Below are 15,751 nucleotides of genomic sequence, written 5' to 3'. Positions count from 1 at the left end.
ACATGTTTAAGAAAATTTTAGCACTACATACCGGAGGGACCATTTCGATGGCGGCAGATGACTCTGGGGCAGTGATTACCAATGAAGTCAATCCCATGACCCAAGTTACTTCACCAATTGAAGGGATTGCAGTCACCTCAGAGGACTTCTTCAACCTTCCCAGCCCTCAAATGACCCCCCGTCACATGTTAGCTCTATATCAAAAAATCAAAGAGGAAGCCCACAACTACGACGGCATCGTCATCACTCATGGGACAGATACGCTGGAAGAAACGGCTTATTTCTTGGATACCATGGAGTTACCAGAGATTGCTGTGGTCATTACAGGAGCTATGCGAAGCTCCAATGAGCTCGGAAGCGATGGTGTCTATAATTTTCTGACAGCCCTTCGAGTAGCTGCCGATCCAAAAGCACGCGATAAAGGGGTCTTAGTCGTCATGAACGATGAAATTCATGCGGCTAAGTACGTCACCAAAACTCATACCACCAATGTCAGTACCTTTCAGACACCAACCCACGGTCCACTAGGTTTGGTCATGAAAAAGGAAATCCTCTTCTTTAAAACAGCCGAGCCAAGGGTGCGCTTTGATCTCGATACCATCGATGGTTTCGTTCCGATCATTGCTACCTACGCAGGGATGAAATCCGATCTGCTGGACATGCTGGATCTTTCAAAGCTGGATGGTCTCATTATCGAAGCCTTTGGAGCTGGAAACATCCCTAAAGAAACGGCACATAAACTCCAAGAGCTTATAGATGCAGGCCTTCCAATCGCTTTAGTATCCCGTTGCTTCAATGGAATCGCTGAACCCGTCTACGCATATGAAGGAGGAGGCGTCCAACTCCATCAAGCAGGTGTCTTTTTCATCAAAGAATTAAATGCACCCAAAGCGCGCATCAAACTCCTCATCGCCCTCAATGCCGGCCTAAAAGGACAAGAACTCAAAGACTATATCGAAGGGTAAAATAAGATACAAAGGGCGTAGCGGATACAGTCAAAATAGGGAATACGACGAAGAATCCAAAAGATTCTAGGAGGATTCATCTTTTTGACACAATCCGCAGCCCGTGTTCAATTAATAAGATACAAAGCCCGTAAAATGCCATCTTAAAGGGAGTAGAGTGGAATCCAAAGAATTTCCACTCTACTCCCTTTTTATATTTTAGTCTAAATGTTCTTTCTTTTCTAAATAAAGCGAGAGCAAATGCCAATCGGGGTGTTCGCGCCAATCTGGCGTGGCTACGATCTTGCTGGCAACTTTCCGCGCTTCTTCCAGAATGGGATAATCTTCTACCAAATCCGCCACTTGAAATTCTGGGATCCCAGATTGACGGGTTCCAAAGATTTCACCTGAACCCCGCATTTTCAAATCTTCTTCCGCCAGCACAAACCCATTGGTTGTCTCTGTCATGATTTTCATGCGCTGCTTGCCACTATCTGTCTTAGGATTGGCTACTAGAATAGCATAGGATTGCTTGTTTCCCCGACCAACCCGGCCTCGTAGCTGGTGAAGTTGGCTAAGACCAAACCGATCTGCATCCATAATGACCATAACGGTTGCATTGGGTACGTTGACTCCTACTTCAATAACGGTCGTAGACACCAAAACATCGACTTGGTGCTCTTTAAAGGCCTGCATGATGGCATCTTTTTCTTCACTTTTCATCTTCCCGTGAAGCAGAGAAACGCGTGCTCGCTGTCCAAAGAAGGTCTCTAGCTCTTCTTGGAGGGCAAGGGCGTTTTTCAAATCTAGCGCCTCTGACTCCTCAATCAATGGAGAAATAAAGTAGGCTTGAGAACCTTTGCCAAGTTCTTTGACTAACCAGTCGAGGACCACTTCTAACTGCTCATGCTTGACCCAACGTGTGATGATTTCCTTGCGTCCCGCAGGCATCTGATCAATGATGGACACATCCATATCTCCAAAGGCTGTAATAGCCAAGGTCCGGGGAATAGGGGTAGCCGTCATCATCAGGACGTCTGGATTTTGTCCTTTTTCTCGAAGAATACGGCGCTGGGAAACCCCAAAGCGGTGTTGCTCATCAATAATGACCAAGCCTAGATCTTGGTAGTGAACTCCCTCTTGAATCAAGGCATGTGTCCCCACAATCAATTGGGCTTTTCCTGAGGCGATCTCTTCTAAGACTTCTCGTTTCTCAGCCGCCTTTAATCCTCCTGTTAGAAGGGCAATTGGCAAATCTGGAAAAAGATTTTGCAAGCTTTCCTTGTGCTGCTCTGCCAAAATCTCCGTTGGAACCATCAAGGCAGCTTGCTTACCAGCACTAATAGCTGCATACATGGCAAGACCGGCCACGACTGTCTTCCCGCTTCCCACATCCCCTTGTAAGAGGCGGTTCATATGATAAGGAGAAGCCATATCTGTCAAGATTTCATTCAAGCTGTTTTCTTGAGCTTGCGTTAGCTCAAAAGGGAGCTGTTTTTTTCGTTCTGCTAATTTTTCTGGATTCCAGGCCAAGGAAATCCCTTGGCTGGCATCGTGGTTTTCTTCCTTTAACACTTGGAGTTGCAACTGGAAAAAGAGGAGCTCTTCAAATTTTACCCGGCGAAGAGCTTGCTTATACTCTGCTAGATCCTTAGGGAAATGCATAGCTTGCACTGCTTGGGAACGAGACATGAGTTGATAACGCTCTCGTAAGATGTGGGGTAGATTCTCTTCTAAAAGCTGGTCCAAGCCCTGGTCGAACGCTATTTTGATCAATTTCACCAGGCTGTTTTGGCTCACTCCTTGTGTCACTCGATAGACCGGCTGCAAATCATCTTCCACTTGAGCCAGGAGCTTCATTCCTGTCAAACTCCCCTTGGCCTTGTCCCATTTTCCAAAGATCGCCACTGTCTGCTGGACCTCGATTTTGTCTGCTAGATAGGGTTGGTTGAAAAAATTAACCGCAATGACCTGGTCTCCCTGTTTGATCGAAAAACGCAAGCGATTTCGTTTGTAGCCATAATATTGGACATTGGCTGGTGTTGCTACCACCCCAGAGATGACTGCTTTTTCACCATCTTCCAACTCTAAAACATTGCGCGTTTTGAAGTCTTCATAGCGAAAGGGAAAATACAAGAGCAGATCTTCTAAAGTTTCAATCCCTAACTTTTTAAATTTTTCCGCCGATTTTGGACCAACTCCAGGCAGTACGGATAAGGGTTGGTGTAGATTCATTTCTCCTCCTTTCTTTTATAAAAAAGCAGGTCCATCCGGGAAAATCCCACCTGCTTCTTCTTATTCTTCATCTGTATAGTCACGAGGAATCCGATCACTCAAGAGACAGACCACTTCATAATTAATGGTACCACGGTAATCTGCAACCTCTGTTGCCGTGATTTCTTTTTCGCCCTCTCGTCCAATCAGGGTAACCTTGGTCCCCAGAGGCAATTCTTCAGGAAGGCGAACCGTTATCTGGTCCATCGAAACGCGACCAACAATGGGACAATAGTCCCCCTTAATCAGCACATGAAAGTTTTGCATCTCTCGGATCCAACCATCCGCATAGCCGATAGGAATCGTTCCGATCCATTGGGGTTCTTCCGTCGTATAGGTTGCCCCGTAACCAATATCTTGACCAGCTTCTAACTGTTTCACATGAACTAATTCGCTCACCAAACTCAAAGCTGGCTTAATTTCATATGGCAAGGCTAACACAGATCCGCTCGGATTCAAGCCATACATGACATCTCCCAAGCGTACAGCTGTGAAAATCGTATCCGCATGCCACAAAGAAGTGGCTGAATTACTCGCATGGACAATAGGAGGAAGGATTTCAAGAGCAGCCAATACTTCTTTGAAAAACTGGTATTGCGCTTGAAATTTTCGATCATCTGCCTCATCTGCTGTTGCAAAATGAGTAAAGATCCCTTCAATTTCAGCTCCAGCTGCTAAGAGGAGGCGTTCAGCCTCTTTGATCTCTTCGATCCTTCGGAATCCAATCCGCCCCATTCCTGAATCCACCTTGATATGGACCTTCAATCCTGAAAGATCTGCTTCTTGTCCAAGCAATTGATCCAACCAAGCAAGACTCGCCACCGTTAAGCGGATGTCATGCTCTTTGGCTAGATTCACTGTTTCACTTGGCACAACTCCCAAAATCAAAATAGGGTGTTGCAAGCCTTCTTCACGGATTTCGAGGGCTTCATCCATATTGGAAACACAAAAACCATCTACCTGAGGCGCCAATTTTTTGGTCACCGCAACGACCCCATGACCATAGGCGTTGGCCTTGACGACTGCATATTTCAAGGCTTGACTCGGAATATGGTCACTGACTTGTTGCACATTAAAGGCAATTGCATCCAAATCGACTCTAGCAACAGTTGGTCTATGTTTACTTGCTTTCATTTTCTTCCTCCAAAATGACACTGGTCGACACTAGGTCTCCCTTATGACTGATCGAAATCCATACCTTCCCAGAAAAAGGAGACTTGGAAAAATAGGGAGCTCCGTGGGCATCATTTAAAATTTCTAACTCTTGAAAACCAACCGGTCCAATCCCTGTTCCCATTGCCTTTGAAAAGGCTTCTTTGGCGGACCATCGGCCCGTTAAATATTCCATTTTCCGTTTTCCAGACAATTCCTCAAAGCGCTCTCGCTCAGCCTCGGTTAAGACTTTTTCAGCGAATCGAGTATTCTTCTGATAGGCTTTTTCAATCGCAGCGATCGATTCGATATCGATGCCATGTCCTTTGATCATCTTGTTTTATCCTTATTTATCGTTTCAGTATCGTTTTACTGACAAAAGAGAAGGGGCTAAAGAATCACTCCTTCCGCCCCTGCCTTTTACTTATTCATCGTTGCAATTTCTTTGACCAAGGCCTGTGTTTTTTCCCAACCCAGGCAAGGATCTGTGATGGATTGACCATAAACCACTGGTTCATTTTGACGGCCATCTTCTAGATAGGATTCAATCATGAAACCACGAACTAAAGTTGCCAAATCCTTGTTCCAAGCACGGTTCATCATGGTTTCTCTCACGATGCGTACTTGCTCTTCGAATTGTTTGCCAGAATTGTCATGGTTGGTATCCACCAGGATGAAGGGATGTTGCAAGCCCATTTCGCTATAGCGTTTTGCTGCCGCTAGCAAATCTTCATAATGGTAGTTTGGAATATTCTTACCACTTGCATCCAAGCCCCCACGAAGGATCGCATGGGCTAAAGGATTTCCTGATGTTTCCACTGCTTGGGCATTGAACAAAAAGTTTTGGGGATGTTGGGCTGCATAAATCGCATTGAACATGACAGAAAGATTTCCAGAGGTTGGATTCTTCATGCCTGTCGGAGCAGAGATCCCACTAGATACAAAGCGGTGCTCCTGGTCTTCAACTGAACGAGCTCCAATGGCATGATAAGAAATTAAATCCTCAACATAAGGAAGACTTGCTGGATAAAGCAACTCATCCGCAGTTGTCAAACCAGTCTCGGTAATCACACGGTAGTGGAGATGTCGGACTGCTTTCAAACCATCCACAAAGCTTGGTGCTGCATGTGTATCTGGTTGGTGCATCAAGCCTTTATAGCCATCCCCATTGGTCCGAGGTTTAGCCGTATAGACCCGCATCACAATGAAAATTTGATCTTTCACTTGCTCTTGCAAGTCTGCCAAACGACGGGCATACTCCATCACAGCTTCTTCATTATCAGAAGAGCAAGGCCCGATCACAAGAAGGATCCGTTGGTCTTCTCCTTTGATAATAGCTTCCAATTCTCGATCACGCGCTTCTTTGCGCTCCAAGGCTGGACCTTCCAAGCGGTAAAGCGAAGTGATCTCTTGCTCATCAATCTTATTGCTCTTCGTAATGAATACCATACGGCCTCCTTATGCTACCTAGACCCATCCTCTTTCTATTTCAGAGGAGCTCTTAAAATTTACGTCCGTGACAGTTTTTGAATTTCTTACCTGAACCACAAGGGCATAAATCGTTGCGTTTCACTTGTGACAAGTCAATATCTGCTGGAATATCTTGTTGTTGCGCTGCAATGTTGCGAGTCGCAGTTGTTGAAATACTGTGTTCCGTACGTGGACGTTCTTGTTCGTGAATTTGGGCTTTCATCATGAGACGAGTCACATCAAATTCAATCGATCCGATCATATCGTTAAACATACGGAAACTTTCTGATTGGTATTCTACCACTGGGTTATTTTGCGCATACCCACGGAGTCCAACCGCATTTCGCAATTGATCCAAAGCATCGATATGGTCCGTCCACTTGCTGTCCACCACACGAAGGATCAAGACTTTTTGGAATTCTTGCACAGACTCTTCGTCACGCAATTTCGCTACTTGGCTAGCATAGATTTCTTCTGCACGTGCATACAAGTAATCGATAACTTCCTTGTCAGATTTTCCTTCAATATCGCTTGCAGAAATCGTATCTTCCGGAACCAAATTGTATTTGGCAAAGTTCAGAATCGCTTCAACGCGTTCTTCCTTACTTGAGTGGCTGGCTCCTTCAACAATCCGTTTGATGGTCCGTTTGATCATGGCCTTGATTTCAGGTGCCAAGTCACGGTTAGCTGTGATAACATCATAGCGTTCAGCGTAGATAATTTCCCGTTGTTCCCGCATCACGTCATCGTATTGAAGGACTTGTTTACGGGTATCGTAGTTGTTTCCTTCAACCCGTTTTTGAGCACCCTCTACCTGACGGGTGAACATGTTTGAACGGATTACTGATTCTTCTTCGCTCAACTTGAAGCGATCAAGCACTGCTTTGATCCGTTCAGAACCGAAACGACGCATCAATTCATCTTCAAGAGACAAGTAGAATTGAGATTCACCTGGATCCCCTTGACGTCCTGAACGTCCACGAAGCTGGTTATCGATCCGACGGCTTTCGTGACGTTCTGTCCCGATGACACACAGTCCACCGAGTTCGCGAACACCTTCACCAAGCTTGATATCGGTACCACGTCCGGCCATGTTGGTCGCGATGGTAACAGCACCACGTTGACCAGCGTTCATGATGATTTGCGCTTCTTTGTAGTGGTTTTTCGCATTCAAAACTTCGTGAGGGACACCTGCTTGAACCAACAATTGAGAAAGGTAATCACTGGTTTCAACGGCAACGGTACCTACAAGGACTGGTTGCCCTTTTTCATGACGAGACTTGACATCTTCTACAACAGCCTTAAATTTTGATTTCAAGCTTGGGTAGAGAAGGTCTGGATGGTCAATACGGGCAATCGGACGGTTGGTTGGAATTGGAATCACGCGAATGTTATAAATTTCACGGAATTCTTCTTCTTCGGTTTTCCCTGTCCCTGTCATCCCTGACAACTTCTTGTACATACGGAAGAGGTTTTGGTAAGTAATCGATGCAGATGTTTTGGTTTCTTCTTGAACTGGAACACCTTCTTTGGCTTCAATCGCTTGGTGAAGTCCATCAGAATAGCGACGTCCTTCCATGGTCCGACCAGTAAATTGGTCGACGATCAAGATTTCTTGATCTTCGCTGACCACATAGTCGATATCCAAAATCATGATGTAGTTGGCACGAAGGGCGTTGTCGATAAAGTGAGTCAAAGCTACATTTTCAATATCGTACAAGTTTTCAAGATTAAAGTAGCTTTCTGCTTTATCGATTCCTGAATCAGACAAACCGATGGTTTTAGATGGGACATCGATAATGTAATCGTCCTCTGTCAAGGTCTTCACATAAGCATCCGCCATGTGATAGAGCTGGCTCGTATCAGAAGCTGTCTGACCAGAAACGATCAACGGAGTACGCGCTTCGTCAATCAAGATGGAGTCTACCTCATCGACCAAGGCATAGTTCAATGGACGTTGAACCATGTTTTCTGCACGCACAACCATGTTGTCACGCAAGTAGTCAAAACCAATCTCTGAGTTGGTTGAGTAAGTGATATCACAGAGGTAAGCTTCTTTTTTCTCAGCTGGAGATTTTGCTGCAAGGTTGATCCCTACTGAAAGGCCAAGCCATGAGTAAAGTTCTCCCATCTCTGTTGCATCCCGCTCTGTCAAGTATTCATTGACGGTAACAACGTGCACCCCTTTACCAGACAAGGCATTCAAGTACACCGGCATGGTTGCTGTTAGGGTTTTTCCTTCCCCTGTACGCATCTCTGGAACGTCACCATGGTGAAGGACGATTCCCCCCATGACCTGAACCTTGTATGGGAACAAACCAAGAACCCGTTTTGCAGCTTCACGAACAACTGCAAAAGCCTCGTACAAGAGATCATCCAAAGACTCACCATCTTGGTAACGTTGCTTAAACTCAACTGTTTTCGCTTTTAATTCGTCATCCGTCAAAGCTGCCATTTGGTCTTCATAAGAAAAGACCTTATCAGCCATTTTTTCAAGGCGTTTGATTTCGCCTCGATCATTTTCAATAATTGTTTTTAATAAATTTGCCATTTTTTTCCTTACTTTGAATTTTTCAAAATCTAAAATGTTCTTTTTATTCTAGCATTTTTTAAACATTTTTTCAAGATCAAGGCTGTATCTTACAAGACTTTCGAGTGGTTTTTTTCGTGTAAGAAAATCCAAAAAGATGCCTGCTCAAGCAGACATCTTTTCTTTAGGCGATCGTTATTCAGACAAATGGTAAGAATAGCTTGCCACAACCACTTCTTCATGCCAACGAAGTGCATACTTCAATTTCAAACTCATTTGGTTGTGGAGAATATTTTGCCAATGTTTTTTAGGGATAAATTGAGGGACTAGGACTGTAACGGTGTTGCCTTTTTCCTTGGCCTCCTCAGCCACTTTTGAGACAAATTCAACTGTTGGCTGGATAATATCCCGGTAACTGGTCATGACATTTTCAAAGCGAATATGAGGGAAATAGTGCTTAAATTCTTCTGCTACCTCAGCGTCTTTAACCTTGGTTTCTTCCGTTGAGACGTGCATAGCTATAACATCGTTTCCTAGGCTATTTGCATAACTCATAGCTCCCACACTTACCTGAGTGACATTCCCAACAAGGACAATCACGGTATTGCCCGCATAACTTGTCTTTTCGATCTTACCTCCCAAGCGCAATTGAGCCGCAACTTTATCATAGTGATTACGGATACTCAAGAACATCCAAAGCAAGAGACCAATAATAGGGAAGAAGGGCCAGATCTCACGCAAACGGAATAATAAGAGGATCAAGACAATTCCATAACAGATGGCTGCCCCCAGGATATTGGCAAGCGAATACTTAAGAAATCCTTTTTGATATTGGCGTTTCCAGTGGATCACCATCCCTGTTTGAGAAAGGGCAAAAGGAATGAAGACCCCAATGGTATAAAGCGGAATCAAGCTTTCTGTTTGTCCATCAAAAATCAAGAGCAAGACGATGGCACCAATCGCCAAGGTCAAAATCCCATTAGAATAGCCCAGACGATCCCCTTTTTCCATATACATGTGTGGCATGTATTTATTTTTAGCCATGTTAAAGGCCAACATTGGAAAGGCGGAGAAACCGGTATTAGCCGCAACTGCCAAGATCAAGGCTGTTGATAATTGGAAGATGTAAAAGAAGGCTTGTCCAACTGGGGAATTCCCTAAGATGGCTTGGGCCATTTGGGCTAGAGTTGTTACCCCTTTAGCCGGAACGACACCCACCCAGTAATTGAGGAAGGTAATCCCTGCAAACATGATCCCCAAAATCAAAGCCATAATGGTCAAGGTAGAAGCTGCATTCTTTGCTTTTGGTTTCTTAAAGAAAGGAACCGAATTGGAGATGGCTTCAACCCCTGTTAGGGAAGCGGATCCACTCGTAAAGGCCCGCAATAAGAGAATAATACTAACCCCTGAAATGGTTTGACCCACATGAGCAGTTGCGTTATAGGCCAAGTGACCCGTCAAGATTTGGATCACACCATAGCCGATCAAGGCAATGGTACTGACAATGAAAAGGTATACCGGAATCATCAATGATGTCGCTGATTCACGTAGCCCCCGAAGGTTCATCAGCATCAAAATCAAGACCAACAAAATGGAAATGTGAAGATTATAAGGATGAAGAGATGGAATCGCTGACGTGATGGCATCTGCACCGGAAGACACAGATACTGCTACTGTCAGCATGTAGTCGACTAAGAGACTACCACCAGCGATCAAACCCGCTTTGGGAGACAAGTTCTCCGTAGTCACCATATAGGCCCCTCCCCCTTGAGGGTAGGCATGAATGACTTGGCGATAAGAAATCGTTAAACTAGCTAGGAGAACCAGGACCACAATCCCAATTGGAATGGACCACCAAATAGCTCCTGCTGATACGGTCATCAAGACCAAGATAACTTGCTCTGGACCATAGGCAATAGAAGAAAGTGCGTCACTAGAGAGCATGGCCAAAGCCTGCATTTTCCCTAGCAATCCGCCTTCACCTTCTGCACCAGATTTCAACGGACGGCCAATAAACCATTTTTTCAATGTTGAAAACATAAAAAACTCCTTGAAAAAAGATCATGAGGCCGGGAATTCCCTGCCTCTTTTTCATAAAACTGGGGTTATTCTACTCTTTTTTTTCAAGACTGTCAACTGAAATTGTGAAATCTTCGTAAAGTTTTCATTGTGTTCATTTATCCAACCTCTCTTAGATCAGCCAGCTTCTTTTCAAATTGATCCAAGCAAAAAACGAGGCTAGGACAAAAATCCTAGCCTCTCAATTATTTTTGGATTGTCGAGCAAGACGCAGTGGTTGAGTGGGCTCTACTGCGCTGATTTCATCAGCTTTTACAGTCCTACTCAACTGTGCGGAGGTAGGACGACGAAATCGAATTCTAACGAATTACCGATTTCTGTCCCACTCTCTCTTTTTTATTTGGGTTGATGTGCCACATAGTGGGCAATGACATCCGAAGTGTACTGGGCTGTGCCAGCTCCAAACTTGTCGATGTTTTCCTTGAATTCTGGGTTATAGACATAGCCTTTGCCGATATGGCCAAAAACCTCTATAGAGCAGTCAAATCCATACGTTCGAATTGCTTCTAAAAGTTTAGCTGCCTGATTTTGATTTTCATTTGCGGATACGGATAGACCATCTTTGAGATTTTGCGCCAAAGTTTGAAAAACTTGGTTGAAGGCTTCCGTAGCCTCATCTTCACGCCCCTTTTGGCGCTCAAGCGCTTGGTCCATGACTTCTTGACCGTACTTCTCTACCGCCTCTTGCTGGTATTTTTGAGTATCTTGATAGCTAAATCCAGTGAATTTTTCCTCAATGGTCATTTTTCTTTCTCCTTTTTGTTCTTGAATGGTTTTTTGCAAGGTAGAAATCAAGGTATCCAGACGTTGTCTTTCTTGAGTCAAATAGTCCAACTGTTTGGTCAAATGGGGCAATAAGTTAGCTTTTTCTTCAGCTAAGAGTTCTGCTATTTGGTCTAAGGAAAATCCTAGATACTTGTAGTAGAGAATCACCTGTAATCGTTCTAAATCTTCTTGACTGTATGTCCGATAACCATTTTCAGATTTCACAGGAACGAGAAGTCCTATCTTGTCATAGTGGTGCAAGGTCTTGACAGAGACACCCGACAGCTCTGCAGCTTCTTTGATATGGTACATGATTTCCTCCTTGTACTCAATGAAAATCAAAGAGCAAACTAGGAAGCTAGCCGCAGGTTGCTCAAAGCACTGCTTTGAGGTTGTAGATAGAACTGACGAAGTCAGTAACATATATACGGTAAGGCGACGCTGACGTGGTTTGAATTTGATTTTCGAAGAGTATTACAAGGATAGTATAACCCCTCCCCTTAGGTCAGAGTCAAGGCTTAACATAAAAAAAGTTTTCAGATAAAAAAGGCTTGAGTTGTTTCACAACTTTTAACTCAAACCCTTTCTTTTTTATGGATGACTCACGATCAATTCTAAACCTTGCCCTTCCAAAGTCCAAGATTCAACATCGCTCGGTAAGATAAAGTGACTTCCTTTTCGAATAGGATAATCCTTTCCATCTACCGTCAATTTTCCTTCTCCGGCTAAGACGCTTAACAAGCTGTAATCAGCAGTCTTTTCAAAATCAGCTTTTCCAGTCAGTTCCCACTTATAAACGGTGAAGAAGTCACTTGCAACCAAGGTGGTCATTCGAAGATCATCGACAACAACTGTATCTGGATGACTATTTGCCGGCTCACCGATGTTTAACACATCAATCGATTTTTCCAAGTGAAGCTCCCGCAAGTTTCCTTGAGCATCCTTGCGGTCAAAATCATAAACCCGGTAGGTGGTGTCACTCGACTGTTGGGTTTCAAGAATCAAAATTCCAGAACCAATGGCGTGCATGGTCCCACTTGGCACATAGAAGAAATCTCCAGCCTTGACAGGAACTTTTGTCAGCAAGGCATCCCAGTTCTTGTCCTCAATTTGCTGGCGGAGTTCTTCTTTTGACTTGGCATTGTGCCCATAGATAATCTCAGATCCTTCATCAGCCGCAATCACATACCAACACTCAGTTTTTCCAAGTTCTCCTTCATGCTCCATTGCATAGGTATCATCTGGGTGCACCTGTACACTGAGCCAATCGTTGGCATCCAAAATCTTTGTTAATAAAGGAAAGACAGGTTCTTTACGATTACCGAATAATTCCCGATGCTCTTGATAGAGCTGATCCAATCCCATTCCTTCGTATGGACCATTGGCTACTTTAGAAACCCCATGTGGATGGGCTGAAATCGCCCAAAATTCACCGACATGGTCGCTCGGAATTTCGTAACCAAATTCTTCTTTCAGACGAGTTCCTCCCCAAATTTTTTCCTGCATGACTGAATGTAAAAATAATGGTTGTCCCATAATATCCTCCTCGCATTTCATGTTTCTATTATACAAAAAAAAGAAAGTTTTTGAAAGCCCTTTCCATCATTTTCCTCTCTCGCCAGAAACTTCATTTTTGTGTATAATGAAAGGGATGACACTAAAAGAAAACATTATCCAACTGGCGCATTCTATTGGGATTTCAAAAATTGGCTTTACAACCGCTGATGACTTCGCTTATTTGGAAAAATCGCTCCGCTTGGCCGTTGAGGAAGGACGGAATTCTGGATTCGAGCATAAGAATATTGAAGAGCGCATCCAACCCAAATTAAGTCTCTCCTCCGCTAAGACCATCATCTCAATCGCTGTCGCCTACCCCCACAAACTCAAGCAGCAACCTCAAAAAACAGCCTATAAAAGAGGAAAATTCACGCCCAACAGCTGGGGATTAGACTACCATTATGTCCTTCAAGACAAGCTCAACCGCTTAGCTGCTGGGATTGAAGAAATGACGCAAGATTTTGAATACAAGGGCATGGTCGATACTGGAGCACTGGTTGATACGGCTGTCGCCCAACGAGCTGGTATTGGCTTTATCGGAAAAAATGGCTTGGTCATTTCAAAAGAATACGGTTCTTACATGTTTCTGGGCGAATTGATTACCAACCTCGAAATCGAACCGGATCAGCCAGTCGACTATGGTTGTGGAGACTGTCGACGTTGTTTAGATGCATGCCCAACCTCCTGTTTAATCGGAGATGGCTCTATGAATGCCAAGCGTTGTTTGTCCTTCCAAACCCAAGACAAGGGCATGATGGACCTAGAATTTCGCAAGAAAATTAAAACGGTCATCTATGGATGTGACATCTGTCAGATTTGCTGCCCTTATAACAAAGGGCTAGATAATCCCTTAGCAACAGAAATCGATCCTGATCTGGCTCATCCAGAGTTGATTCCTTTTATCGAGCTGTCCAACGGACAATTTAAGGAAAAATTCGGACATGTTGCTGGAAGTTGGCGAGGCAAGAACATCCTCCAGCGCAATGCCATCATTGCATTAGCCAATGCCAATGACCGTTCGGCCATCCCTAAGCTCCTGAACATCATCGAAACTTCACAAAATCAGATTCATATTGCAACGGCTATCTGGTCCTTAGGGCAACTGCTTCGTGAAGTCACGCCGGACCTTGTTGAGCTCTTACGGAATATCAAACATCCGACCGATGCTATCATAGAAGAACGAACTGCTTTCTTTGAAAAATTCGGCATTCAAGCAGATTCACAGCTACAATGAAAAAACACTAAGGTTGTCACCTTAGTGTGAAGGCGTATACAAATTGCTATTTTATACAAATCTATTAACTTCTGTAAAAATAAAAAAATTTATTCGTTAGAATTATTCAATCATCAACTGAAACTTTCCGACGTGAGAAAAGCTCTTGAAACTTAATAGTTTCAAGAGCTCGGGAGTTTTGAGACCTTAGGCTCAAAACTAAGTCATGGAACTTCTTCGAAGTTCGCTGACGTCCGTAGTCACCTAAGGAAAGTTTCTAAAATGACTTTGTCATCAATCTGACACTAAGGTTGTATCCTTAGTGTTTTTTTAGTTCTTTCAAGAAATACCAACTACCCATCTCTACTTGGTTAAAGCAAATCTCACTTGAATAGACTTCCTTGTAACCATTTTTCGTGTAAAAATAGACATTTCCTTTGGTATTGGTATAAAAGGCTAGTTTTTTTCCTTGGATCTCTTCCAAGAAAGGCTCAATTCCTTCTATCATAAAGCGACTGCCATAGCCCTGCCGTTGGTGTTTAGGGGCGACTGCAAGAAGCATCAAATACCAATCAAAATCTACATTTTGCTCCAATTCCTTATCCGTGTCCTCCATAAATTTAAAGTAGGACAACATATTCTTCAAGGAAATAAACTTGAGCAAACCGAATCCCCCATTTAAGAGATAGGCCCGAAAAGGGATCGGTTCCTTTTGCAACAAGGCAACTGCATAAATTTCATCATTTTTTTCTGCCACAAGGCAAATATGGTGCTTAAGAAAAACCTTTACCAGGATGCGCATCATTGCCTCAACAAAGGATGGGTATTGCTTGGGATCCCGAACCAAATCCTTGATAACTTTTAAAAATAGATAGTCCTCAAAGGCTGTACTGGCTACTCGAACCACCTGATCCAGATCTGCTTTTTCTGCTTTTCTGTACTTCATCTTCTCTCCTATTCTAAGTCCACTTTCCAGTATACACTATGATACGCTGTTAGACAAAGGTCAATTTTCAGCAATTTGTTCATTCAAGCCAGCAAAAAGAGTCCTCCCCAGACGAGTCCCAGCCCCCAAGCGACGAGGACATCCTTGGGATAATGAACCCCTCCAAGAACTCGGACAAGGGCTAATAGAAGAGATAGGAGCATCGAGCACATTCCTAGCGGAAGCGACAACTGGCAGACACACATCGAGATAATGGTCGCCGAAAAAACATGTCGGCTAGGAAAGGAATGTCCGGATGAATTCTTTTCTAATAAGGGTTGAATCTCCCATTTCTCATAAGGTCTCGGAACATTGACCCAATGACGAAAGAGGCTAAACAAGACAAAACCCGAAGCAGGGATCCAGATAAAAGGCCAGATGCCTCCCATTGAAGTTTTCTTAAAAAACAGCCAACAAAAGACCAGGCCGTAGATGCCTGGCATCACGAACGTCAAGATTCGATTCATCCTTTGAAGAACCTGCACACGATGTGGCTTTCTCGTAAAAGGCAGGGTTAGCCAACGATAAAATTTCGGATAATCTTGAAGATTGGGCTTCATGTCGGCACTCCTGTCTTTCATCTTATTTTATACTACTAGTATACGCGATCCTAAGAAAGCCTGTCAAGCCAGGCTCTTTTTTTATCCTTTCTTTCTTCTTTTTCACATTAGAAGCGATCTATTTTTGACGCTTTGTCATTTTTCTGTACCTAAGAATCGTCTTTCCCATTACTATTATCGATAAAAAAATGAGGCTGGGACAAAAGTCCTAGACTCTTAATT

General features: G+C 43.7%; 12 protein-coding genes. 2 read left to right on the top strand and 10 right to left on the bottom strand.

The genetic code is table 11. The annotated features are described in order from the left end of the window. Window positions 1-2 precede the first annotated feature (2 nt). The gene (locus GMC92_RS04935; RefSeq protein WP_150906471.1) at window positions 3-965 is read left to right on the top strand and encodes an asparaginase; all 963 of its coding nucleotides are present in this window, start codon (window positions 3-5) and stop codon (window positions 963-965) included. 198 nt (window positions 966-1,163) lie between these two features. Here GMC92_RS04935 and recG read toward each other — a convergent pair whose 3' ends face one another. From recG to manA, 8 genes are all read right to left on the bottom strand, one after another. Continuing rightward, on the bottom strand, window positions 1,164-3,179 hold the full coding sequence (gene recG / locus GMC92_RS04930) for an ATP-dependent DNA helicase RecG (protein ID WP_150906473.1): 2,016 nt from the start codon (window positions 3,177-3,179) through the stop codon (window positions 1,164-1,166). Between the two features lie 60 nt (window positions 3,180-3,239). Beyond that, window positions 3,240-4,352 (bottom strand): alanine racemase, encoded by a 1,113-nt coding sequence (gene alr, locus GMC92_RS04925; protein ID WP_070665517.1) that lies wholly within the window; start codon window positions 4,350-4,352, stop codon window positions 3,240-3,242. Further along, on the bottom strand, window positions 4,339-4,704 hold the full coding sequence (gene acpS / locus GMC92_RS04920; RefSeq protein ID WP_031572889.1) for a holo-ACP synthase: 366 nt from the start codon (window positions 4,702-4,704) through the stop codon (window positions 4,339-4,341). The genes alr and acpS overlap by 14 nt, the downstream gene beginning before the upstream one ends. Before the next feature lie 86 nt (window positions 4,705-4,790). After that, window positions 4,791-5,819 (bottom strand): 3-deoxy-7-phosphoheptulonate synthase, encoded by a 1,029-nt coding sequence (locus tag GMC92_RS04915; protein ID WP_070505229.1) that lies wholly within the window; start codon window positions 5,817-5,819, stop codon window positions 4,791-4,793. A gap of 52 nt (window positions 5,820-5,871) precedes the next feature. After that, window positions 5,872-8,391 (bottom strand): preprotein translocase subunit SecA, encoded by a 2,520-nt coding sequence (secA, locus tag GMC92_RS04910; RefSeq protein ID WP_021153773.1) that lies wholly within the window; start codon window positions 8,389-8,391, stop codon window positions 5,872-5,874. A gap of 174 nt (window positions 8,392-8,565) precedes the next feature. Beyond that, complete coding sequence (locus GMC92_RS04905; RefSeq protein WP_155198784.1) at window positions 8,566-10,410, bottom strand: APC family permease; 1,845 nt, start codon at window positions 10,408-10,410, stop codon at window positions 8,566-8,568. Between the two features lie 375 nt (window positions 10,411-10,785). Beyond that, a complete protein-coding gene (locus tag GMC92_RS04895) occupies window positions 10,786-11,526 on the bottom strand; it encodes a MerR family transcriptional regulator (RefSeq protein ID WP_049523116.1) in 741 nt (246 codons plus the stop codon). A gap of 279 nt (window positions 11,527-11,805) precedes the next feature. After that, window positions 11,806-12,750 (bottom strand): mannose-6-phosphate isomerase, class I, encoded by a 945-nt coding sequence (manA, locus tag GMC92_RS04890; protein ID WP_155199894.1) that lies wholly within the window; start codon window positions 12,748-12,750, stop codon window positions 11,806-11,808. A gap of 115 nt (window positions 12,751-12,865) precedes the next feature. Between manA and queG the strand changes: the two genes are divergently transcribed. After that, window positions 12,866-14,005, top strand: a complete 1,140-nt coding sequence (gene queG / locus GMC92_RS04885; protein ID WP_070665525.1) for a tRNA epoxyqueuosine(34) reductase QueG — start codon at window positions 12,866-12,868, stop codon at window positions 14,003-14,005. A gap of 298 nt (window positions 14,006-14,303) precedes the next feature. Here queG and GMC92_RS04880 read toward each other — a convergent pair whose 3' ends face one another. Continuing rightward, window positions 14,304-14,930, bottom strand: a complete 627-nt coding sequence (locus GMC92_RS04880) for a GNAT family N-acetyltransferase (protein WP_049487923.1) — start codon at window positions 14,928-14,930, stop codon at window positions 14,304-14,306. An 83-nt stretch (window positions 14,931-15,013) separates the two neighbouring features. After that, complete coding sequence (locus GMC92_RS04875) at window positions 15,014-15,529, bottom strand: phosphatase PAP2 family protein (RefSeq protein WP_070665527.1); 516 nt, start codon at window positions 15,527-15,529, stop codon at window positions 15,014-15,016. Window positions 15,530-15,751: the final 222 nt, after the last annotated feature.

The organism is Streptococcus parasanguinis (genome assembly GCF_009717775.1).
GTDB classification, from domain to species: domain Bacteria; phylum Bacillota; class Bacilli; order Lactobacillales; family Streptococcaceae; genus Streptococcus; species Streptococcus parasanguinis_AG.
This window is presented reverse-complemented; position numbering and strand designations above follow the sequence as displayed.